Genomic DNA, 22,744 nt, shown 5'->3' on the forward strand with positions numbered 1-22,744 from the left:
GCGCCACCCACTGTACTCCCCACGTGGCTATGTGAAATCGAGAGAAAAGTATTCAGATTTGGTGAGATGCAGGACCTTCTCGAAGAGCCAGCAAAAGAGCAGCGCAAGGGCGAGCGGCAGGACGAGGTAGACAAAGGTGATAATCATTACGTTGCCAGCGCTCCAGCCCCAGCCTTCGTAGTTGAGGGCGGCCAAGGGGCCCATCAGGCCGGAGATGCCGAAACCGGCGGAAATCGGGGTACCGGAAATCCCTAGGGCGCCGCCGACCCCGCCCAAAACTGCCGCGGAACAAAGTACCGGGAGGAAGGTCACTGGCTTGGACAGCATATTGGCCATCTGCACCTTGGGGGAACCGAGGACGTGCAGGATGGAGGTGGCGAAGCCGTTGACGCGCCAACCAGCAACCAGAAGGGTAAATCCGGCGGCCACGGCACCCAGGTTGGCGGTACCGGAGGCAACACCGTCAATGAAGATGGCAGTGGCAATGCCAACGGTGGAGACTGGGGAGACAATCATGATGGCGAAGAGGATAGCGAGGACCACGCCCATAAGGACCGGCTGCAAAGTGGTTGCGCCGTTGACCAAGTTGCCCAACCACAGGGTGAAGACCTTAACAACGGGGTAAGTGACTACCCATCCAATCGTGCCCGCGACCAGAGTCACAATGGTGGAGAGCAGCAAGATTGAGTAGTTCTTGAGTTTATCGCCGATGAAAAGAAGCAGTCCCACCGCGATGGCTGCGGTAAGTCCTGAGTTAATCACAAGGCCAGTACCTTTGAGGAAGAAGCCGCCCTCGGGATTCACTGTGGCCACGCCGGAGCCGCAGAAGGAGGCAATACCCACCGCGGCGGTTTGGATGGGTGTCATCTTGAATTCGATGCCAATGAGGACACCGATCATGACGGGCAAAAGGCTAGCGGCCAAACCGGTGAGGGCCATGACGGTGGCGGCGCCAGACCAGAAGGGCAGCAGAGCCTTGGCCAGTTCGCCCAGTAGAGCTTGCGGAACCAGCGACACCACGACGGCGATGGAGATGCCGTTGAGGACCTTCATGGTGAAGGAACCGGGTGTGAGGCGCTCGGCCGCGGGGGCTGCGCTGGCGTGAGGAATTGGGGAAAGCTTGCGTTCGTCTATCTGTTGTGCCGTGCTCATTCTCCAATCATGCGAATAATATGCGATGAACGGAAAATATTAATTCAGAAAAGGGGGTATTAATAGTCCCTGCTTATGCGCCCTAGTACTCCACGCGCAGCTCAGAAAGCCGTACTTCCCCGGCTTCATCGGAGGCATCGAGATCTACGATGCCAACGAGCTGATAGGAGTTATCACCCTCTGGGTCCTTAAGGATCTGACGCACGGTCCACGACCGCGAGCCGCCAACTCCACGAGCGCCCGAGCCCGTGTCACCCTTATCCAAGACAAAATATTCCTGCCCCCTAGCCGCTGGCCCAGTGTCGATGTCATCGTAATCATCGAAGTAGTCATCGAGGGCGCGGCCGAAGTCGGGGATCTCCTCCAAGTAATCCAATAGGTTTGCCAAGCGCTCTTCCTTCTCCAAGGCAAAGAGCTGAGCAAGGCGGAAGAAGTAGTTGCGCACCATGATGCTGAAAGCCCGCTGATTCGCGGTCAAGGCAGTGGGATCCTCAACTCCAAAGGCCAACTCGCGGTCCAAATCCTCCTGGGAAATGGGGGAGTCCTCGCCAGCCATCTCAGCCCACTCGTCGACAAGCGAAGAATCTACTTGGCGGATAAGCTCCCCGAGCCAGACGATGATGTCCTCGAGTTCTTCTGTGAGGAACTCCGCGGGAATCGACTGCTTGAGCGTGCGCCAGGCATCCGTCAGGTAGCGCAAAATGACGCCTTCCGAGCGGGCAAGACCGTAGGTGGCGACGAGATCGGAAAAAGTCATGGCGCTCTCCAGCATGTCGCGCACTACAGACTTAGGCCGCAGCTCGAACTCCTTAGCCCATGGGTTGGTCTGGCAGAAGGTCTCATAGGATTGTTCGAGGAGTTCTTCCAGGGGCTTTGGCCACGTGATGTCTTCCACGATGGCCATGCGCTCGGTATAGTCCACGCCCTCCGCTTTGAGAGCTGCTATCTCCTCACCGCGCCGCTGCTTCTGTTGAGCAATAAGCACCTGGCGTGGATCATCCAGCACCGATTCAAAGACAGAGATGACATCGAGGGCATAGGTCTCGGACTCGGGATCCAGCAAGGTGAGTGCCGCTAGCGCGAAGGGGCCTAAAGGCTGGTTGAGGGCGAAATCGCGCGGCATCTCACGGACCACGTGGTAGGGGCGGCCGTAGATATCGAGCCCCTTCGTAGACTTTTGCACCACGCCCGAATTGAGGAGGCCTCGGAACAGACTCAACGCTGTGAGGATGTCCTCGTTCTGGCGGGCGCGCGTGTTGTGGCTCGTGCGGAGCAGGTGCTTAAGGTGCTCGTAGCCGTTGCCGTGGCGGGCGAGCACGTTGAGCAACATGGAGTTGGACACTCGGAACTGGGACGTCAATTGCTCCGGCTCGGCGTCGATAAGCCGGGCGTAAGTCTGCTCCGACCACGACACTACACCGTCGCGCGCAGACTTCTTCTTCAGCTTCTTGAGGCGGGCCGGGTCATCGCCCACACGGCGCCGCGCTTTGGCGTTCTCAATCTCATACTCCGGCGCCTGCACTACGACGGTGCCTTCCGTGTCATAACCGGCGCGGCCAGCGCGGCCGGCAATCTGGTGAAACTCACGGGATTTCAGAATGCGCTGGCGGGTCCCGTCATACTTGGCCAAACCCGTCATCAGCACTGTACGGATGGGGACGTTGATGCCCACACCCAAAGTATCGGTGCCGCAAATAATCTTGAGAAGGCCCTTCTGGGCCAGGCGCTCAACCAAGCGCCGGTACTTCGGCAGCATGCCAGCGTGGTGGACACCGATTCCCTTACGCAGAAGCTTAGAGAGGTCTTTGCCAAACGTCGTGGTGAAGCGGAAGCCCGCGAGCTCCGCGGCAATGGCCTCCTTCTCCTCTGCGGTGATGATCTTCGACAGCGAAGTGAGCGCCTGCGCACGCTCTGAGGCTTCGCGTTGGGAGAAGTGGACGACATAGACAGGGGCTTTGCCATCGGCGAGCAATTCTTCGATTGTTTCGTGGACCGCGGAAAAGACATAAGAGAAGTCGAGGGGCACTGGGCGAGTTGTTCCCGCTACCAGAGTCGTCGTGCGGCCGGTACGCTCCGTCAAATCCTTCTCCAGCCAGGCGGTATCACCCAGGGTGGCGGACATGAGCAGGAACTGGGCCTTCGGTAGCTCCAGGAGCGGTACCTGCCAGGCCCAGCCGCGATCGGGTTCGGAGTAGTAGTGGAACTCGTCCATGATCACTTGATCGATGGCGGCTTCTGCGCCATCGCGTAGCGCAATATTGGCCACGATCTCAGCGGTGGCGGCGATAATCGGGGCGGAGCCATTGACCGTGGCATCGCCGGTCATCATGCCGACGTTCTCGGGGCCGAAAATCTCGCAGAGAGCGAAGAACCTTTCGCTCACCAAGGCCTTGATGGGAGCGGTGTAGAAGCTGCGCTGGCCGCGTGCTAAAGCAGTGAAGTGGGCGGCGTTGGCCACCATGGACTTACCAGATCCGGTGGGGGTGGCCAAGATGACGTTATCCCCGGCGAGAACACCAAGGGAGGCCTCTTCCTGCGCCGGGTAAAGCGAGATACCGCGGCCGGAAGTCCAGGACAAAAATGTGTCCCAGATGGCCTCATCAACCATCGACTCGGGGACTTCGGCGAGATCGGGCAACATCTGAGAAAGGTTCACCCGTCCCACCTTAGGCGAAAAGCTCTATTAACCAGAGCGTCGGCCCTGCGCCCCAACTTCACTGCCCTGCCTCTAATTGTGCGGCTGGGCAAGATATGCTTAGACGTCGTCATCCATGTCTAAGCCGGGGCCTTCATCGCGGCCGTAGTTGTCTTCGCGGTCATCGATATCTTCGGACAGGATGTCCGAGCTGTCATCGAGGCCAGCAAGAAAGGCCTCAAAGTCCGCACCGATCTCCTCGCCAGTGGGCATGTGCTCCTCACCTGGCATGATGGCCTGCGGGTGGCGGGAGCGGTAGCGCTCCATGTAGGCATCGTACTGCTCTTCTAGCTGACGTACGACGCCAGCGATCTCCTCAGAATCGGTAACCTGCTCCTCCAACTGCTGGTTGATGCGAGCAACGTCCGCTTCCAGGCTGCCCAGCGGAATGTTGAGGTCAACCGCCGAGGCGACCGAATCTAACAGCCGTAGCGTGGCGGCCGGGTAAGGAGACGCCGCAAGGTAGTGCGGAACATGAGCGGTGTATCCAGCAACGCGGCGGCCCTTCTTATCCAAGGCTCGCTCAATATACAGGGCGGCGGCGCCCGGGACCATCATGGTGGATTCCATGCGCACCATGGAGTTAAGGAGCTCCGGCTCATTGCCGTGCGCCGTGACCACGGTGGGGCGGGTGTGCGGCACCGGCATAGGGGCCGAGTACAGCATGATGGTGTTCTTGATATCGAACTTTTCCACCAAGTTCACCACCGCGTCCGTAAATGCCTCCCAGCGCAAGTCCGGTTCCGGTCCAGAAAGCAGCAGGAAAGGTGTGCCGGAGTTATCCCGGAGCACCTTGATGCCCAGATCGGTGTTCTCAATTTCTACCGTGCGGTCGTGGTCAATGGTGACGGCGGGGCGGCGAGAGCGGTAGTCAATAAGCTCGTCATTATTAAACGAAGCCAGCTGGCGGTTCTCCAACGCGGCTTTGAGGTGATCAGCACTGGCTTCGACGGCCTGGCCCGCATCGGCATAGCCATTCATGGCCACGATCATCGTAGGGCCATTGCCTGGGGCGGAATCGTCCTTGACCACTGGTGCGGGATACTCCAGCTCATACATGCGGCCCCGTTCTTCCTGCATGATTGTGACTCCTCCTTCTATCCGTGCGCTTCTTTAGAAGCGTACGGACCTAATCAGCGTTCTGTGCCTTGCAACGCTGTAGGGCTACTACCTATTCCCAGCTGCGATTGTGCGTTCCTTGCCAAGCCGAGCTGGGATTGATCATGGGCACTGGTGATGATCGTTCAAGCATGCCACATGGCCATCCGTTGTGCCAGCATGTCGAGTTGGTGGGTGTGAATAACTTGGCTCTTTCCCTCGGATTGCAGACCAGTCCGGACTAGTTATCCACAGATTCTCCGTGTGTGGCGTGATCCCCCTAGCGTCCTGTGGCAGCCCTGGTTCAGGGTACAAGTATGAGCACATTCTCAACGCACACAGATAACACCCCACCGATTACGACACCTGGTCATCTCCTTGCTAACATCCCCGGACTCCTTGGCTTCTATCCCACCGAATCGGTGGTATTCATGGCCATTGACACCACCCCGCGCGGCCCGGCCATGGGTCCGCTCGCCCGCGTCGATATCCCCGATGCCGCCGGAGCCCTGCCAGACATCGCGGCGATGCTGGCAGAGAATGCCCGCGAAGGCGTCTTCGCCTTCCTCATTTCGCAGCGCCCGCTTACTGAATTACGGGAGGTGACCCACTGGCTCTACGGCCTGGATCGTTCCTGTGACGGGTTGGAGATTGACGCGGCCTGGTACGCCAAGGAAATCACCAAACATGAGCCCTACGTTTTGTTGCACGGAACCGTCAACGCAGATGGGAGCGGGCCGATGAAAAAGTGGGTAGAAGGCACTATACCGGCGCTTACCGACGCCTCCTCGATGCGCTCCTGCGTCAATCACAATGTTGTTCCAGAGCTCAATAGGGAAGAATTCTTTGCCATTTTCGCGCCGGGAAACCCACACCTCGATTCTGCCGAAGCCGAAGCCCTGAGCCGGCAAGCACGCGATACCGCGACTCAGTTTCGCGCCCAGGTGGCCGCGGCGAAAGGGAAGAAGCGCAAGGAACTCCTTGAGCACTTTGTGGATGATGCTCAGTGGGCGCTTCACCAGGTGGCGTCTGTGGAGGAAGCCGAAGAAGATGTAGAGCTGTTGGCATCATGCGCCGTGTGGCTGTCGACGACGTGGACGCGCGACCTCGTGGTGGGCATCTGCGCGGAGGCTGGCGAAACCGGTGCGTACCTTCTCCTAGCAGCAGCGCGCACATTCGGCGAAGAATTACGGGCGAATGCTCTGACCCTGTTTGCCCTGGCACACATGGAACAGGAGTGGGACATCCTGGCTGGACCGGCACTGCAGCTCGTCACGGAAGAGTTCCCCAGCCATCGCCTAGGCTCGCTGTTGTGCCAGGCCTATCGCCACGGGCTGCATGAAAAGATACGTGCTTCGATCCACGCAGGGGCGCGTAAGGCCTTCGACAACGCGGTAGGGGATACGGCTGGGGAGGGCAGCACTAACGCCGCGCGGAATGAGCCCGCTCGCCGAGCTGCCGGGTAAAGTTCCACGCATCCGTCACGATGGTGGTCAAGTCGGTGCGGCTCGGATCCCATCCGAGCTCGGACTTAATCTTGTCCGAGGAGGCCACGAGGGTTGCGGGATCTCCTGCGCGGCGGGGCGCCAGCTCAGCGGGGATGGGGTGTCCGGTGACTTCGCGGCAGGCCTCAATGACCTGCTTGACAGAGTAACCGTCTCCGGAGCCGAGGTTATAGATGCGGTGTGTACCCGCAGCGTTGCTTTCAAGCGCGAGCACATGAGCGTCGGCCAGGTCACGGATGTGGATGTAATCGCGGACGGCGGTGCCGTCGGCAGTGTCGTAGTCATCGCCGAAAATGAAGATCTTGTCGCGATGGCCAAGTGCTACCTGCAATACAAGCGGAATGAGGTGGGTTTCCACCTCGCGGTTCTCGCCAATGCTGCCGTAGGCACCGGCGACGTTAAAGTAGCGCAACGACGTCGCCCCCAAGCCGTAGGCCTGGGCATATGAGGTGATCATGTAGTCGATTGCGAGCTTGGATGCGCCATAAGGATTCGTCGGCTTCGTAGGCATCGTCTCTGTGATCGGAACCTGTGCAGGCTCGCCGTACGTTGCCGCGGTCGAAGAAAACACAAGGTTGGTGACGCCGAATTCGCGCATGGCGTTGAGCAACTGCAGCGTCGTGACGACATTGTGCTGCCAATAGTCAGCCGGAGCCTCAACGGATTCGCCAACGAGGGAGCGAGCGGCAAAATGCACAACGCCGTCGAAGCCTCCTTCAGATAGCACTTCACGAGCGACATCGGCCACGTCACCCTCGACGAGGCGGGCCTGCTCTGGGATAGCTTCGCGGTTGCCGGTGGAAAAGTTATCGATGATGGTGACGTCGTGCCCCTTCTCCACGAGGACGGCCGCGCACACGCTGCCGACATAGCCGGCACCGCCAGTAACAAGTAGCTTCATCGCCTTAGTCCTCCTTGACTCGGATAGCGTGCGCGAGGTCGTCGACAAGCTCGACGGTGTGGCCCGACTCCGTGGTCAGCGTAATCGTTCCGCTTTCATTGACCACGGTAACCTTCGAACCAACCTGAATACCGCACGAGTAAAGCTCGTGGAAAGTCGAGTTATCCGCCTGCAAAACCTCGTTGATCTGGACGATGGTGGCTGCAGTCTTTTGCCCGGTGGGAAGATCGATGGCGCGAGTCCCCAGGTCGAGTTCCGCGGGGGTCATGCCAAGCTGCGCCAAACCTGGGATGGGGTTGCCGAAGGGGGAGCGGGAAGAATCCTCAAGAACGGCTATGACTCGCTTCTCTACCTCTTCGCTCATGACGTGCTCCCAACGGCAGGCCTCATCATGAACCTTGTGAATATCGAGGCCCAGGACGTCCGTGAGCAAGCGCTCAGCGAGGCGGTGCTTGCGCATGACATTGGTGGCCAGTTCGCGACCTTGCTGGGTGAGGTCGAGGCTGCGGTCCGTGCGCACGTGGAGCAGGCCATCGCGCTCCATGCGAGCCACAGTCTGGGACACAGTCGGCCCAGATTGCTCTAGGCGCTCTGCAATGCGAGCACGCAGTGGGGTAATTCCTTCCTCTTCGAGCTCATAAATGGTTCGCAGATACATTTCCGTGGTGTCAACTAGATCCCTCACGTGGGCTTACCTTTCTGCGTTGTCGGCGGTCCGTAGCCACATAGGTTTAGGCGCGGTAATAGGAGTGTATTAAGAGAATATCTTAAACAATAGCGTATTTTTTCAGGGCTTAGCGCACGCAGCGCTGCACGCTGCGCGGGGTGAATAGGAAGATATGGACAAAGAGATTCACGGCCCTCGAGAAATGACGAAAGCCACCGAGCATCGACCTCCCCGAGCCCAGCCAACAATTTAGGTGGGCAGGAGGGATGAACCTCGATGGCTAGCGCCAAGCTATGAAACAGAACTTAAAGCGCGTATTCGCGGAGACGATCGGCGCGGTTGCCCTCCCGCAGCTTGGCCATGACCTCGCGCTCAATCTGGCGAACACGCTCGCGGGAGAGACCGAACTTGCGTCCAATCTGATCGAGGGTGCGCGGAACACCGTCGTCCAAGCCATAGCGCAGGCGGATGACATCCTGCTCACGCTCCTCGAGGGAGCCGATGACGGAGCGGATATCAGAGTGGCGCATGGATGCCACCACGGCGGTTTCCGCATCGGTTGCCTCGGCATCCTCAATGAAGTCACCCAACGGTGCTTCTTCATCGGTGCCCACAGGCATATCCAGGGAGACGGGATCGCGAGACTGGCGCAGCAGCATTTCGATCTTGGACTCTTCGATGCCGGATTCCTCGGCCAGCTCCTCATTCGTAGCCTCGCGGCCCAAGGACTGATACATCTCGCGCTTGATGCGGGAAAGCTTATTGACCTGCTCTACCAGGTGCACCGGGAGGCGGATGGTGCGGGACTGGTCAGCCATGCCGCGGGTAATGGCCTGGCGGATCCACCACGTGGCGTACGTGGAGAACTTGAAGCCCTTGGCATAGTCAAACTTCTCCATTGCGCGAATCAGGCCCAGGTTTCCTTCCTGGATGAGGTCCAGCAGCGGCATGCCGCGGCCGGTATAACGCTTAGCCAGGGAGACCACGAGGCGCAGGTTAGCCTCGAGGAGGTGGGAGCGTGCCTTCTTGCCTTCGCGGGCGAGAATCTTGAGGTCGCGCTTCTCGGCGCGGGTCAGCTTTTCGGCATTGGCGAGCTTGTACTCGGCGTACAGGCCCACCTCGATTGCCTGTGCAAGCTCAACCTCGTCTTCGGCGCTCAGCAGCGCAGTCTTGCCGATTCCGTTGAGGTAAACGCGGACCAAGTCCGCGGAGGGATTGTCATTAGTCTGGTTACGGCGTGAGCCGCGGTCAACTTCCTGTCCGTCCTCGTCCTGGACGCTAGCAGCGGATGATGTGGCCATCTCATGCCTCCTAAGTTGCGGCTTGGTTCATCTCCTACAACGGACCTTCGGCGCAGATAGTTCCCACGGTTTGAAAAAAGTTCACGCATCCCGGTCTGCGAGGTGGGTTTTAGGCCATTTTGGGGGAGGCGCGCCGAGACTACACTTCAACGAGCACGGTAAACGGCCCTTCATTGACGGAGGAGACCTGCATCATGGCGCCGAAGCGACCTTCCTCCACAGTAATCCCGCGCTCTCGGAGGCGAGCGACAACCCCTTGGATTACCGGTTCCGCCGCGTCCCCGGGTGCGGCATCTGACCACGATGGCCGGCGGCCCTTTGCCGTTCGCCCGTAGAGGGTGAACTGGCTTACCACTAGCACCGGGGCTCCACTGTCAACCACGCTGGTTTCGCCCTCGAGGATGCGCAGCTCGGCGATCTTGCGCGCCATCGTGTCCATGCGCTCCTCCAAGGATGGCCCGTCGGCAGAACCTGCTTCGGTGCCCGCCGTGACATCGTCACGAGATACACCGATGAGCGCTAGGATGCCGCCGGTGTCGGGACAGCTGATGGAACCGACAACGTCGCCTTCTACCGTTACGGAAGCTTCAGAAACGCGGGTGAGAACAGCACGCATGGTCGGGGATGCACAACCTTTCTTGTGGAGGAGTTTTCAGTACACAATGAGGCTACTGGGGATACAGCTAACGCGAACTACTCGGCCTACTCGGTGTTGCTAAAAGCCAGCAGCTCCGTGGGGATCAGCAGACCATGGCGGATGAGATCCACGATGGCAGGAAGCGCAGCACTCACCAGTGCGGTCTCATCAAAGCCTTGTGCTGCGGCGTAAAGCTCGATGGTTTCGCCGATGCTCAACCCATGTGGATTAAGCCCGGCGACGATGGCCGCGAGGTGCTCGTCGACATCATGCTGCCAGCGCGGACCGTCGGTCCGGCTCAAGCGTAGCGCTGCGCGCTCGAAGCCCATGCCAAGCTCAGAATCCGGCAAGGCCACGTCTTCCCGAGCAACACCGGGGCGCAGCTGAACGCGCTTGGTCTCCAGCTCACCTGGCACCAAAGCGCGCAGCCACTCGACGCGCGCAAAGTATTCTTCCACTTCGCGCCCGAGCGGATCGATGACCGGCTGTGACATTGTCTCGGCCAGAATATCCGAGGGCTCGTCGTCCCCAATCCTCTGGATGGCCACGAAACCAAACCCAATGCCGGTGACCTCATGGTCGCGGAAGTGCTCGAGCCAGCGGCGCGAACGCTCCCTTCCCTCAGGGCTGCGAACATCCACGGACTCATCGCTTAACCAGGTGGACACATAAAGGGCAGGATCTGCCACGTCGCGTTGAATGATCCATGCGGCTACACCGGTGTCCGGTAACCACGAGGCAACCCGCTGTTGCCAGGACTCCTCGCCTTGATGAACCCACGCGGCGAGCACGTGCGCGGTTCCTCCAGGGGTGAGGTGTTCCACGGCTTGGGACACCACGAGCTCACTAGCACCATCGAGGTTGAGTCCGGATTCTCGGTACACATGGCCGACCTCAGGAAGGCCCACCACGAATGGAGGATTGGCCACGATGCGGTCGAAGCGCTCGTGTTGTACCGGCTCGAACCACGAACCCTGGCGCAGTTCGACCCGCTCCTTTGCGTCCGCTGCAGCAACGGTAGCGCGGGCGAGCTCGAGGGCTCGCTCATGGACATCAGTAGCGACGATGCGCTCTGCAGAATCCAGCTGCCCCAGGACCTGCACGCCAGAGCCTGTGCCCAGATCCAGCGCCGATGACACCGGAGTAGTGGGAGTCGAATGAAGTAGGGAAAGGCTGGCAGAGCCGACACCCAAGACGTGCTCGGGACCGGGAACGTGGTCCACGAGGGAAGCATCAACATCGGAAAACACCACGCGATTCTTGCCCACGATGACGTGCGGCCGAATGTCGTATGCCACGTAGACAGTGCCGTGATCGTCGGTAAGCGCGACACCGCTGTCAAGCAATTGGGTGGCTAGGCGGGCACCGAGGACGTCGGAAAGCAGCGTGGCCGGCACGTGCTCGTGCAACACAAAGATGCGGATGAGGTGGTCGAGACGGGAGTCGCCGCTAGCACCCAGCGCCACGGCCTCGGGCTCCCCGCGATGTAGGGCTTCGGTGTACTCCGGCCCTAAGTGTCCCGCGATGCCGTCCGCGGTGAATCCCGCGTCAGCAAAGACACGGGCGAGGTCGGCCGCGACATCCGCGACGGGGTGCTCTGGGTTCATCTCCGGGCCAAAAGGAGAAGGCTGTTGTGTGCTCACAAAAGTGTCCTTACATTGCTTCGGGAGGTAAACGGTAAACGTCTAGTCTTCGTGGTCGATGGTGTTGTGCTTCGCCGAATCGTCGTGTGATGATGGCGCGCCGGGAAGCGCTCCATGGGACCGGCTTGTCAGTTGCTCGCGCTGGGCCTGCGCCATTTGCCGAGCCATAGCGGGCTTATAAACAGCCTTCTCGCGCTTGTCTTTCTTTTGACCCCGGCCATTGCCAATGACCACGGCGATCCAGGGGAGGGGGAAGGTGACGGCCACGACGAGTGCAGCGGGGATCCACCACTGCCAAACATAAACCATGGCCCCGGCTATCAGGAGGGATGGAACGCGTAAAAACTGCAGTATGGAGTAAATGATCTCGCGGCGATACCGGTCTTGACCCGGGGCGAGCTTGGCAGTCGTGATGAGGTGCGTTTCGCGCCCGAATCGGCGTCCGCGCCGCTGCCCCGAACGTGGGGTATGGCGGGCGTTATCGCGCGAGTTCGAAGGGGTCATGCCTACAAGCGTAGCTGCAGGACTCGCCAACTTCGATACCGATGCGGCATGATAGGGGGCGTGAGTACGACGACTAAGACTATTGAACGCCCTGATGTCCGCGAGGATACGTCGACCAACGACGACACCCCGAAGTTCTTCCACTACGTGAAGAAGAACCAGATCCTCGATTCCGCGGTCAACGGCAAGTACGTCGTTGCCCTGTGTGGAGAGACCTTCCCGGTGACCAAGCAAGCGAAGCCCGGCTCACCCGTGTGCCCAGACTGCGAGCGCATATACAAGAGCTTGCGCCGCCGTTAAGTCCGACGTCGACGCTCATCCTGCGTCGGCGTAAAACGAAACGTACGAAAAACTTCACAGAAGCGGGATGTTGGGATAACTAGAGGGGGAAAGTCGCTGACCGTGTCTACACAGACTCCAGCACAGAGATTTGCCAATAATGGTTCGCTGCGCGTGTGGCAACGCGCGGCTTTGGATAAGTTCCTAGCCACCAAGCCGCAGGACTTCATGGCGGTGGCAACGCCAGGCGCAGGTAAGACCACCTTCGCCCTGCGGGTGGCCACAGAGCTCATGGCGGACCGCACCGTAGAGCGCGTCATCGTGGTGGTGCCCACCGAGCACCTCAAAGTGCAGTGGTCGGAATCCGCCTCCCGCGTAGGTTTAGCGCTCGACCCCAAATTCACAAACTCCTCGGGAGTCAACCCCGCGATGGACGGTGTCGTGGTGACCTATGCGCAGGTGGGCATGCACCCGTACAAGCACCGCGCGGTTGCCTCAGCGCGGCGCACCCTGGTGATCCTTGATGAGATTCACCACGCCGGAGATGCCAAGAGCTGGGGCGATGGCGTGCGGGAAGCCTATGATGATGCGGAGCACCGCCTCGCACTGACTGGTACGCCCTTCCGCTCCGATGACTCGCAGATCCCCTTCGTGCGCTATGAGGAGGACGGGGAAGGCCACCTCGTATCCCGCTCTGATCACACGTATGGCTATGGCGATGCGCTTGCCGACGGTGTCGTGCGCCCCGTGGTCTTCCTCAGCTACTCCGGCGAATCCCGCTGGCGTGATAGCGCCGGTGAGGAACATGCGGCCCGGCTCGGCGATATTCTCAATCCGGAGCAGACAGCCCGCGCCTGGCGCACGGCCCTCGACCCGAAAGGCGAGTGGATCCCCACCGTCTTGCAGGCGGCGCACACGCGGCTGATGCAGATGCGCCGCAACATGCCGGATGCCGGCGGTCTGGTACTTGCTACCGACACGACAACCGCGCGCGCCTACGCCAAGATCCTCAAGCAGATCTCCAATACTCCAGTCTCCGTCATCCTCTCCGATGACCCAGGCTCCTCCGCGCGCATTGCGGAGTTCTCTGAATCCACCGACGAGTGGATGGTGGCCGTGCGCATGGTGTCGGAGGGCGTCGACGTTCCCCGCCTCGCCGTGGGCGTGTACGCCACCTCTGCCTCGACCCCGCTGTTTTTCGCTCAGGCCATCGGGCGTTTCGTGCGCTCCCGCATGCCCGGCGAGACGGCCTCCGTCTTCCTGCCCTCCGTGCCGGTGCTCTTGGGCCTTGCCGAGAACATGGAAAAGCAGCGCGACCACGTCCTGGGAGGGGAGAAGAACCCCGACAAGGAAGGCTGGGACGACGAGCTTCTGGAGGACGCTAACCAGAAGAAGACCGAGCCCGATATGCTCGAGCCTTCCTACGAGTCCCTCGGAGCGGAGGCAGAGTTTTCCGGGCTGCTTTATAACGGCTCGCAGTTCACGACGGGCAATATCACGGACGAAGAGGAAGACTTCCTCGGAATCCCCGGGCTTCTCGACGCCGACCAGGTCAAGGACCTCCTGCGCAAAAAGCAGTCCGAAGAGTTGGACCGCCGCGAGGCAGAAGAGAAGGCGCGCCGGGCTGCGGAAGCAGCGGAGGAACAACGCCGCAAGCTCTACGGCACCCCACATGCACCCAAGCGTGGGGCAGAGGCGTCGTCAAGCAGTGCTGGTTCCCAGCCAGGCGTGGTGGATGAGATTTCCGCGCTGCGCAAAGAGCTCAACACGGTGGTGTCTATCACCGCCCAACGCACCGGGCGCCCGCATGGTGCCATCCACACCGAAGCCCGCAAGGCCTGCGGTGGCCCGCCGACTGCGTTGTGCGACGCCGAGCAGCTGCGGGAGCGCATCGATTACCTGCGCAAGTGGTAGCCGGCGCGGCCGCGCTATCAACTAGTTGGTTGATGAGAAACTCAACCGGCTACGCGATGGAAACGCTGTGAGCGCGAAGCAGGATGGATAGCAGATGGTCTAAAGGCCAATCACCATCCTCGACGCAATCGCCACAGCAGCGTGGCTAGGAAGGAACACACAATGCAGTCCCTCTATAGAGCAGCCATCTTCTACCTTGTCATGGGGTTGAGCGCCGGCGTGTTCTACCGCGAGTTCACGCGCGCGAACGATTTCCCGGAGGGACAGTTCACCCAGCTAGGAGTGGCCCATACCCACCTCTTGGCGCTGGGGTTCATGATGTTCCTCATCTTCCTTGTGGTGGACAAGGTCTTCGCCGTGTCCCGCAACACGAAGCTTTTTAACTCCTTTTTCTGGTTCTACAACATTGGCGTTGTGCTTACCGTTGGAATGCTCATCTGGCACGGTAGCTTAACTGTGCTGGGGGAGGAATCGACCGCGATGATCGCCGGAATCGCCGGCCTCGGACACATCTTCATCACGGTGGGTCTGGCACTCTTCCTCGTCGCACTTGGCCGCGCATTGAACGAGCCCGCTAACCCTGCCGCCGCAACTTCTGTGAGCGCCTAGCTATGCCCGCGGCTACAACAGAATCCAGCACGGTGGCACCAACCCGCCGTGACTGGATAAGCCTTGCGGTTTTATCGGTAGGTCTGGGCCTCATCGTCCTCGACGGCACCATCGTCGGCGTGGCATTGCCCGCCATCATCACGGACCTCAACCTGGATATTACCCAGGCACAGTGGGTCAACAGCCTCTACGCGGTGGTGCTTGCCGCACTGCTACTGTCCACAGGAAAAATCGCGGATAGTTGGGGCCGCAAACGAGCTTTCCTTCTCGGCCTCGCCGTATTCGTAGCAGGCAGCGTGTGGGCTGGTTTCTCCGAAACAGCGGGAATTCTCATCTCGGCACGTGCCGTGCAGGCAGTGGGCGCGGCTTTTATCATGCCCTCCACCCTGTCCACCGTGAACGCCGTATTCCGCGGGAAGTATCGTGCGGCCGCATTCGGCGTCTGGGGCGCCGTCATCTCAGGCGCTGCTGCCGTAGGCCCTCTAGCCGGCGGCGCGCTTACTCAGTGGGTGTCCTGGCACTGGATCTTTCTGGTCAACGTCCCCATCGGCCTTTTCGTGGCCGGTGGAGCGGTCCTTACCGTCCGGGAAACCCGCAACCCAGAGACTCGCCCTGGAGTCGACGTCGACGGCGCGCAGCTGAGCGCGATTGCCTTTGGGGCCCTTGTTTTCGCTGTCATCGAGGGGCCCAGCCTTGGCTGGTGGACACCGCAAGCGGAGCTGACTGTGTTCGGGTGGACGTGGCCTACCACCGCGTCGGTATCCGCTGTGCCGGTGGCGCTACTCATCGCCGCGGTCGGATTCACTTTGTTTATCCGTTGGGAGAAGCACCGCGAAAAGGTTCAGCGCTCCGCACTCTTGGACTTGGGGCTATTTTCCTATCCGACGTTCTCGTGGGGAAATACCACCGCCGGTGCGGTAGCCATCGGGGAGTTCGCCATCATCTTCGTCTTGCCGTTATACCTCATTAATGCGTTGGGCTTAAGCGTAATGTCTGCCGGCCTTGTGCTCGCGGCGATGGCCGTCGGAGCCTTCATTTCAGGTGCAGCCGCACGCCACGTCGCTGGGCGCTTCGGCGCCCCTGGCACCGTACTCATCGGCCTGAGCCTCGAGGTCGTCGGTGCTCTCATACTCGCGCAAATTCTCGGTCCCGACACCAGCGGATGGCTCATCGCGCTGCCGCTTGTGATCTATGGAGTGGGCCTAGGATTCGCTTCTGCGCAGTTAACCGGAACCGTCTTGCGTGACATCCCCGTGGAAAACTCGGGCCAAGCTTCCGCGACACAGAGCACAGTTCGTCAAATTGGTTCTTCCCTGGGAACCGCGATTTCCGGTTCGGTCTTTTCCGTCTCGCTAGCGCTGTCTCTGCCGAAGGCGCTTAATACCATTGGCTTCGATGGTCCGGCTGCGGAAGGAATAGCGGAAGCAGCGCGTCAATCGGCTGGGTCGAGTATCGCTGGGCTGCGTGCGCAGGGTGCCGCCAGTCCCTTCGGAGAGGAGACTGCCGTGTTGGTCCGAGCACTCAGCGACGGTATGAGTGATGCAGCGCGTTGGTCATTGCTGACCGCAGTTGCGTTCTTAGGGCTCGGTTTTATTGGTGCGTTGCAGGTCCGCAAAGCAGCGCAGGGCTAAGCAAGGGGGCGTAGCCCACGGTGTTGGCGCAACGGTTTCAGCGAAACATCCAGCAGCGAAGGGTAGGCTCGGCAGCATTGTGAGAAGAGTGCTCTAGGCCAAAGACAACCTAAGGAGATGGATGATGAAAAAGCTCGTCAACTCGCCGGACAACGTAGTAGCCGAATCAGTAGAAGGCTTCGCGTTAGCCCACGGTGACATTGTGACTCGCAACACGGAACCGCTGTTTGTTGCCCGCGCACAGAAGAAAGAACACGGCAAGGTGGCTATTGTCTCCGGTGGTGGTTCTGGGCACGAGCCTTTGCACGCGGGTTTCGTTGGTTACGGCATGCTGGACGCGGCGGTGCCGGGCGCCATGTTTACGTCGCCTACACCGGATGCAATCCAAGCAGCCACCGAAGCGGTAAGTGCTGGGGCGGGCGTTCTTTACATCGTCAAGAACTATACCGGCGATGTTCTCAACTTTGATACGGCAGCCGAGCTGGCTGACTTCGATGATATTGAGGTCAGCCAGGTCATCGTCGACGATGATGTCGCGGTGGAGGATTCTACGTTTACCGCCGGACGCCGCGGCGTGGCAGGAACCTTGTTGGTAGAGAAGCTGGCAGGTGCCGCAGCCGAGCGCGGCGATGATCTTGCTGCGGTGACAGCGGTGGCTAAGAAGGTAGTGGAGAATACCGCGACCATGGGCGCGGCACTGAGCGCCTGCACGGTGCCGCACGTGGGCAAGCCCTCCTTCGACCTTGGGGAAGACGAAGTCGAACTCGGCGTGGGTATCCATGGCGAGCCGGGCCGCAAGGAAATTCCACTGGTTTCTGCCGATGACGTTACTGATCACCTACTCGACCCCGTCTTGGCAGATCTTAAGCTGAGCGAGGGGGAGCGCACCATCGTCGTCGTCAATGGCATGGGCGCCACCCCGGCCTCTGAGCTGTACGTGGTCTACCGCCGCGTGGCCCAGCGTCTCCAGCAGGCTGGCATCGCCATTGAGCGCTCCCTCGTGGGTAACTTCGTCACCAGCCTGGACATGGCTGGGTGCTCTGTTACCGTCATGCGAGCGGACGACGAGGACCTCGCGCTTTTCGACGCTCCCTGCCACACCTCCGCACTACGCCAAGGAATGTAACAATCTAACTATGACGAATTCTGAAACTCTTTCAAGCGCGTGGGCACAGGAATGGATGAAAAGCTGTGCCGAAGCCGCGCGTGAACACCGTGAGGAGCTCATCGAGCTCGACCGTGCCATCGGCGATAGCGACCATGGAGAAAACGTCGACCGTGGTTTCCGCGCCGTCGTCGACAAGGTTGCTGCGGATATCTCTTCGGATGACTCAACGGTCGCTGATGTACTCAAACTAACCGCGAAGACTCTCATGTCCACCGTCGGCGGAGCCTCCGGCCCATTGTTGGGCACCGCCTTCTTGCGTGCGGCGAAGGCCGCCGGCACCGGTGACATTGATGCTTCTACGACGGCTGCGCTTATTGAGGCCGCCCTCGAGGGAATCATGACCCGCGGCAAAGCAACGGAAGGGGAGAAGACCATGGTCGATGCTTGGGCGCCAGCGGCGCGCGCTGCCCGCGACGCCGCCGATGCCGCACAGAGCCCCGCCGAGGTCTTGCGCGCGGCTGCCGACGCGGCCGCAGCCGGCGCGGACGCTACTATCCCGATGGTTGCGACTAAGGGACGCGCTTCCTACCTGGGCGAGCGTTCTGCCGGGCACAAGGATCCGGGTGCCGCCTCCTCGGCGCTTTTCCTCGCTGCGGCTGCTGACGCCGCCGACACTACTGGGAAGGGGGCGTAGAGCATGGCACAGCCGCGCGTTGGACTCGTTCTCGTTTCGCATTCCGCGAAGCTCGCAGAAGGATTGGCTGAGCTCGCCGCCCAGATGGCCGCTGATGTCACCATCCTTCCTGCAGGTGGCTTGGAAGACGGCAGTATCGGAACGTCCTATGACTTCATCGAAGGCGCTATCAGCCACGCCATAGGTCAAGGTCTCAGCGTTGTTGTGCTCACGGACTTGGGCTCGGCAACGATGACCGTCGAATCGGTTCTGGAGTTTCTGGACGAAGAGCAAGCACTGTTCGTTGATGCCCCACTGGTCGAGGCCACTATCGCTGCGGCAACCGCCGCCCAGCAAGGCGATGATCTGGGGGCAGTTGCTGACGCCGCTAGACGAGCTATCGAGGCTTTAACTCCTCAGCAGCCTGCTGCTCCCGGGACTGTGCGCGAGCAAGACCAAGAGGAAGATCCACATCGATACTCGCTGACTGTGACCATTGCCGATGAAGCAGGACTCCATGCCCGTCCCGCGTCCAAGATCGCTGAAATGGCGGCTGAAGCAGAGGGCGATATCGTCCTTACCTATAACGGTGAGGCAGTAGAGGCAGACTCCGCGATGATGCTGATGTCGCTCGGTGCTTGCCAGGGTGCATCGGTGACCATTAGCGGAGATGTCTCCGATAAGGAAGTCATCGACCGGATTGCCACGGCCATCGAGCTGGGGCTCGACGGTTAGAAGCGTGCCCCGAATGGTGCGGCGTGCGGGCACCGTCCCCCGCATGAAAGGACGCTTCCACTGCCTTCGAATAAGGTAAAGGCAGCGTCCTAGTTGAGTTCTCTTGAAAGCGGGGAATCCATGAACCAGCCCGATTACGTACAGGCTTATCCGAATACTTCCCCTTATTCCTCTGCGGGCTCGCACGCGCCGCCGATAGAACACCCTTCCACGCCGAATCCCCTCGCGCCGTGGGTACTGGGGCTGGCGGTGCTTCCGCCACTCGTCATCATCGTACTGTCACTCTTGTGGGGTGCAGTGGGATTCTTGTCGTCGATGCTGACGATCTTTACCGGATGGTGCGCGGTGGGGTTGGGGATCGTGGCGCTCATCCTCGGATCAGGGCGAAGCCCGGAGCATAGGCGAACCGGCATCACAGTGTCCGGGATGATCATCGGATTCTGCTGGAGTTGCATCGCACCGTTCGTTCCCATGGCCATGATGGTGGTCATGGGACTCAATCCCTAGAGCTGTTAGGAAACCCAGAGCCCTGGAACATACAGAAAGAAAAGTGGCGGCGAGGAAAAGATTTCCTCGCCGCCACTGTCGTGTCCGCGGGCTTAGTCGAGATAGTCTCGCAGCACCTGGGAGCGCGAAGGGTGGCGCAGCTTGGACATGGTCTTGGACTCGATCTGGCGAATACGTTCGCGGGTGACACCATAGACTTGGCCGATTTCGTCTAAAGTGCGCGGCATGCCATCGGTGAGGCCGAAGCGCAGACGAACCACGCCCGCCTCACGTTCAGACAGGGTCGTGAGCACGTCCTGCAGCTGGTCTTGCAGCAAGGTGAAGGAGACCGCGTCGACAGCAATGACGGCCTCGGAGTCCTCAATGAAGTCACCCAGCTGGGAGTCACCCTCATCACCGATGGTCTGGTCCAAGGAGATGGGTTCACGAGCGTACTGCTGGATTTCCAGCACCTTTTCCTCGGTGATGTCCATTTCCTTCGCCAGCTCCAGCGGCGTGGGCTCGCGGCCCAAATCCTGCAGCAGCTCTCGCTGGATGCGGCCCAGCTTGTTGATGACCTCGACCATGTGCACAGGAATGCGGATGGTGCGTGCTTGGTCTGCCATCGCGCGGGTAATAGCCTGACGGATCCACCAGGTGGCATACGTGGAGAACTTGTAGCCCTTGGTGTAGTCAAACTTCTCAACAGCGCGGATGAGACCCAAGTTGCCTTCCTGGATGAGATCCAAGAAGGCCATGCCGCGGCCGGTGTAGCGCTTGGCCAAGGACACCACGAGACGCAGGTTTGCCTCGAGAAGGTGGTTCTTCGCCTTGCGGCCATCACGAGCGATGGCACGCATGTCACGCTTTTCCATGGGGGAAAGCTTGGCGGCCTTGTCGCCTTCGGCACGGGCCTTTTCCATCTCATCCATGCGGTACTGAGCGTAGAGGCCAGCCTCGATTCGCTTGGCGAGGGAGACCTCTTGCTCGGCATTGAGCAGGGCGACCTTACCGATTTGCTTCAGGTAGGCGCGGACAGAGTCTGCCGACGCGGTCAGCTCCGCATCTTTGCGGGCTTGGCGCAGGGCTGCGGACTCATCCTCGTCCCAGACCGAGGAACCATCGTCCTCGTCCTCATCAGCGTCGTCGCCCTCGAGGTCATCATCGTCGTCGCCGAACTCGTCTTCATCATCCATCTCGGCGTTGTCCGGATCGAAATCGATATCGGCATCGTCAGTGGTGTCGGCGTCCAACTCGTCGGTCTGATCCTCGGCGAGATCCTCGGAAGACTTGGCAGCTTCAGGCGACGTTGCCTTTGTGGCTGCTGACTTACGCACAGTCTTCTTGGCCGCCTTTTTTGTGGCCTTTTGTGCAGACTTGCGGGTGGTCTTCTTTGTTGCCTTCTTGGCCGTCTTTTTAGCCGTTTTCTTGGCTGTCTTTTTGGCTGTCTTTTTCGCGGTTTTCTTGGCCGTTTTCTTAGCGGTCTTTTTTGCCGTCTTTTTGGCGGTCTTCTGTGCAGGTGCAGATGCCTCGGAGGTGCTCTCGCCCGCGCCGAGTACCTGGTCTGAAGAATCAGTGGCTGCCACGTACGCCCTTTCGACTTGCTCTCTGAGTGGAAACTATGGGGACGCGCAAGTTAGTCGCGACTAGTCCCCGATGCTAGCCCGCCTCCGAGATGAGCAGGGGAGGCGCGCCGCTGGATATTGGATAATCGACAGCCCAGTATAGATCATTTCTTGCACTAGGCGGTGACTGGGGTCAACTCGGAAATGCTGGCCCCCGGTTGCCTTATGGGCGAATACCTTCTTGTGCTGCCATGGCTGCGCCTACTATACCGGCGCGATTGCGAAGCTGAGCTGCAACGACGGGCGTTTCGATGCGGAGGTGCTCTCCCCACTTGTCAAACTTGCGGGAAATTCCTCCGCCGATGACGAAGGCTGAAGGGTTAAACAGGGCCTCATACTCGTGGAGTACGCGGTTGACGCGCTTCGCCCACTGCTTGGTTTTGAGCCCCTCGCGGTCCTTGACGGCTGAAGAAGCTTGGTGCTCCGCCTCCTTCTCGCCAACGATGAGGTGCCCAATCTCCGTATTGGGGAAAAGCTGGCCATCTAGCAGGAAAGCGGAACCAATACCAGTGCCCAAAGTGAGGAAGATGACGGGGCCGGAGCGCGCAATCTCGTCGCCATAAGCCACCTCGGCGAGGCCGGCCGCGTCGGCGTCGTTAAGCACGGTAAAAGGAACGTCGAGGTATGAGCTCAACAATTCCTGTGCATCCGTGCCGATCCAGGATTTATCAATGTTTGCCGCGCTGCGGATTACCTGGTCCTTTACCACCGCTGGCATGGTAATGCCGACGGGACCGTCCCAGTTCTTCTCTTCGATGATCTGGGCAATCACCTTGGCGACGGCGTCCGGCGTTGCGGGCTGGGGAGTAGCAATCTTGAGGCGGTCACCAACGAACTCTCCCGTTGCGAGGTCGACTTCGGCACCCTTGATGCCAGAGCCTCCAACATCGATGCCGAAGGCGTGGCCTTCGTGCTGCGGGCTCGGTTTCGTGTCCTGGTGCTGTGATTCATGGGCGGTCATACCGACAGTCTATGTGGGCCCGCGCGATGATGCGGCATGATCCGAGGGATGAAAAGGGCAGTAGCGGTAGTGCCGTGCGGTTTGCGGTGCGTGACGCGCTTTTTGGGCTGGCGGTAAGCACAGACTGTGATGAAATTCTTGCGGCCCGCTATAGAGCTGGAATCAGCAGGTCACAGGGGTGAAGGAGGAGTAATAGGGGGTAGGATAGTGCAGGGTTTGGTGCCCCCACGGCGGGGCGAGTGTGACACAGAGGCCAGTCTGGTTTAGGATGCCGTCGATAAATACACATACCTATCGATCTGACTCACAGGGGCAAGCATTATGGCCACGGATTATGACGCACCGCGTCGCCGCGCTGAAGACGACCTCGAGGCCGATTCCCTCGAGGGCCTGAAGGCGGCTGAAAGCGATAACAATGGCATGGATGACGATGGAGAAATCGTCGAGGCCTTCGAACCGCCGTCAGTGGACCTGACCGGTGAAGAGCTCAACGTCACCGTCGTTCCGCGCAAAGAAAACGAGTTCACCTGCTCTGTATGTTTCTTGGTGCAGTCCAACAAGCGCCTTGACCATGAAGAGGACGGCGAGCCAATCTGCATGGACTGCGCCTAGTAGGCCAG

At 60.1% G+C, this 22,744-nt stretch carries 21 protein-coding genes; 10 read left to right on the forward strand and 11 right to left on the reverse strand.

Translation table 11 applies throughout. The annotated features are described in order from the left end of the window. Positions 1-27: 27 nt before the first annotated feature. The 3 genes from HMPREF2565_RS08090 to HMPREF2565_RS08100 form a co-directional block, all read right to left on the reverse strand. Complete coding sequence (locus HMPREF2565_RS08090; RefSeq protein ID WP_369816161.1) at positions 28-1,053, reverse strand: PTS sugar transporter subunit IIC; 1,026 nt, start codon at positions 1,051-1,053, stop codon at positions 28-30. Positions 1,054-1,234: 181 nt separating this feature from the next. After that, entirely contained in the window at positions 1,235-3,808 is a 2,574-nt protein-coding gene (locus tag HMPREF2565_RS08095; protein WP_071407126.1) for a DEAD/DEAH box helicase, read from the reverse strand. A 99-nt stretch (positions 3,809-3,907) separates the two neighbouring features. Continuing rightward, entirely contained in the window at positions 3,908-4,927 is a 1,020-nt protein-coding gene (locus tag HMPREF2565_RS08100; protein WP_071407127.1) for a PAC2 family protein, read from the reverse strand. A 335-nt stretch (positions 4,928-5,262) separates the two neighbouring features. Here HMPREF2565_RS08100 and HMPREF2565_RS08105 point away from each other — a divergent pair, with 335 nt between their 5' ends. Further along, a complete protein-coding gene (locus tag HMPREF2565_RS08105; RefSeq protein ID WP_046648207.1) occupies positions 5,263-6,411 on the forward strand; it encodes a DUF4192 domain-containing protein in 1,149 nt (382 codons plus the stop codon). On the opposite strand, the gene galE is transcribed toward HMPREF2565_RS08105, so the two are convergent. The 6 genes from galE to HMPREF2565_RS08135 form a co-directional block, all read right to left on the reverse strand. Then, complete coding sequence (galE, locus tag HMPREF2565_RS08110; RefSeq protein WP_046648205.1) at positions 6,368-7,351, reverse strand: UDP-glucose 4-epimerase GalE; 984 nt, start codon at positions 7,349-7,351, stop codon at positions 6,368-6,370. The genes HMPREF2565_RS08105 and galE overlap by 44 nt on opposite strands. Positions 7,352-7,355: 4 nt before the next feature. Further along, the gene (locus tag HMPREF2565_RS08115) at positions 7,356-8,036 is read right to left on the reverse strand and encodes a metal-dependent transcriptional regulator (RefSeq protein ID WP_046648203.1); all 681 of its coding nucleotides are present in this window, start codon (positions 8,034-8,036) and stop codon (positions 7,356-7,358) included. Positions 8,037-8,323: 287 nt separating this feature from the next. Continuing rightward, positions 8,324-9,319 carry a sigma-70 family RNA polymerase sigma factor gene (locus HMPREF2565_RS08120; RefSeq protein ID WP_046648202.1) on the reverse strand — a complete coding sequence of 332 codons (996 nt, stop codon included), beginning with the start codon at positions 9,317-9,319 and terminating at the stop codon, positions 8,324-8,326. 139 nt (positions 9,320-9,458) lie between these two features. Beyond that, positions 9,459-9,935 carry a D-aminoacyl-tRNA deacylase gene (gene dtd, locus HMPREF2565_RS08125; protein ID WP_071407128.1) on the reverse strand — a complete coding sequence of 159 codons (477 nt, stop codon included), beginning with the start codon at positions 9,933-9,935 and terminating at the stop codon, positions 9,459-9,461. Positions 9,936-10,021: 86 nt separating this feature from the next. After that, positions 10,022-11,563, reverse strand: coding sequence for a DUF7782 domain-containing protein (locus tag HMPREF2565_RS08130; RefSeq protein WP_210385892.1), 1,542 nt, complete (start codon positions 11,561-11,563; stop codon positions 10,022-10,024). 78 nt (positions 11,564-11,641) lie between these two features. Then, positions 11,642-12,103 carry a DUF3099 domain-containing protein gene (locus HMPREF2565_RS08135; RefSeq protein WP_118779511.1) on the reverse strand — a complete coding sequence of 154 codons (462 nt, stop codon included), beginning with the start codon at positions 12,101-12,103 and terminating at the stop codon, positions 11,642-11,644. A gap of 48 nt (positions 12,104-12,151) precedes the next feature. Here HMPREF2565_RS08135 and HMPREF2565_RS08140 point away from each other — a divergent pair, with 48 nt between their 5' ends. The 8 genes from HMPREF2565_RS08140 (at position 12,152) to HMPREF2565_RS13745 (ending at position 19,559) form a co-directional block, all read left to right on the forward strand. Beyond that, on the forward strand, positions 12,152-12,403 hold the full coding sequence (locus tag HMPREF2565_RS08140) for a DUF3039 domain-containing protein (RefSeq protein ID WP_046648196.1): 252 nt from the start codon (positions 12,152-12,154) through the stop codon (positions 12,401-12,403). 102 nt (positions 12,404-12,505) lie between these two features. Further along, positions 12,506-14,296: a DEAD/DEAH box helicase gene (locus tag HMPREF2565_RS08145; RefSeq protein ID WP_070513127.1), complete on the forward strand. Its 1,791-nt coding sequence runs from the start codon at positions 12,506-12,508 to the stop codon at positions 14,294-14,296. A 162-nt stretch (positions 14,297-14,458) separates the two neighbouring features. Then, positions 14,459-14,905: a DUF2871 domain-containing protein gene (locus HMPREF2565_RS08150; protein ID WP_070513130.1), complete on the forward strand. Its 447-nt coding sequence runs from the start codon at positions 14,459-14,461 to the stop codon at positions 14,903-14,905. A 2-nt stretch (positions 14,906-14,907) separates the two neighbouring features. Then, on the forward strand, positions 14,908-16,536 hold the full coding sequence (locus tag HMPREF2565_RS08155) for an MFS transporter (protein ID WP_070513133.1): 1,629 nt from the start codon (positions 14,908-14,910) through the stop codon (positions 16,534-16,536). Between the two features lie 124 nt (positions 16,537-16,660). Then, positions 16,661-17,662: a dihydroxyacetone kinase subunit DhaK gene (gene dhaK, locus HMPREF2565_RS08160; RefSeq protein ID WP_070513136.1), complete on the forward strand. Its 1,002-nt coding sequence runs from the start codon at positions 16,661-16,663 to the stop codon at positions 17,660-17,662. 10 nt (positions 17,663-17,672) lie between these two features. After that, positions 17,673-18,338 (forward strand): dihydroxyacetone kinase subunit DhaL, encoded by a 666-nt coding sequence (gene dhaL / locus HMPREF2565_RS08165; protein WP_070513139.1) that lies wholly within the window; start codon positions 17,673-17,675, stop codon positions 18,336-18,338. A gap of 3 nt (positions 18,339-18,341) precedes the next feature. Next, positions 18,342-19,052 carry a dihydroxyacetone kinase phosphoryl donor subunit DhaM gene (dhaM, locus tag HMPREF2565_RS08170; protein WP_070513142.1) on the forward strand — a complete coding sequence of 237 codons (711 nt, stop codon included), beginning with the start codon at positions 18,342-18,344 and terminating at the stop codon, positions 19,050-19,052. A gap of 120 nt (positions 19,053-19,172) precedes the next feature. Continuing rightward, the gene (locus HMPREF2565_RS13745) at positions 19,173-19,559 is read left to right on the forward strand and encodes a hypothetical protein (protein WP_141745900.1); all 387 of its coding nucleotides are present in this window, start codon (positions 19,173-19,175) and stop codon (positions 19,557-19,559) included. Between the two features lie 92 nt (positions 19,560-19,651). Here HMPREF2565_RS13745 and HMPREF2565_RS08180 read toward each other — a convergent pair whose 3' ends face one another. Together HMPREF2565_RS08180 and ppgK are read right to left on the reverse strand one after the other, a co-directional pair. After that, complete coding sequence (locus HMPREF2565_RS08180) at positions 19,652-21,124, reverse strand: RNA polymerase sigma factor (protein ID WP_070513148.1); 1,473 nt, start codon at positions 21,122-21,124, stop codon at positions 19,652-19,654. Between the two features lie 202 nt (positions 21,125-21,326). Beyond that, a complete protein-coding gene (gene ppgK, locus HMPREF2565_RS08185; protein WP_046648180.1) occupies positions 21,327-22,124 on the reverse strand; it encodes a polyphosphate--glucose phosphotransferase in 798 nt (265 codons plus the stop codon). Between the two features lie 321 nt (positions 22,125-22,445). On the opposite strand from ppgK, the gene HMPREF2565_RS08190 reads away from it, so the two are divergent. Beyond that, positions 22,446-22,736: a DUF4193 domain-containing protein gene (locus HMPREF2565_RS08190; RefSeq protein WP_070513154.1), complete on the forward strand. Its 291-nt coding sequence runs from the start codon at positions 22,446-22,448 to the stop codon at positions 22,734-22,736. The last annotated feature ends 8 nt before the right edge of the window (positions 22,737-22,744 follow it).

Origin of the sequence: Corynebacterium sp. HMSC072A04, assembly GCF_001809235.1 — a bacterium.
Taxonomy (GTDB): Bacteria; Actinomycetota; Actinomycetes; order Mycobacteriales; family Mycobacteriaceae; genus Corynebacterium; species Corynebacterium hiratae.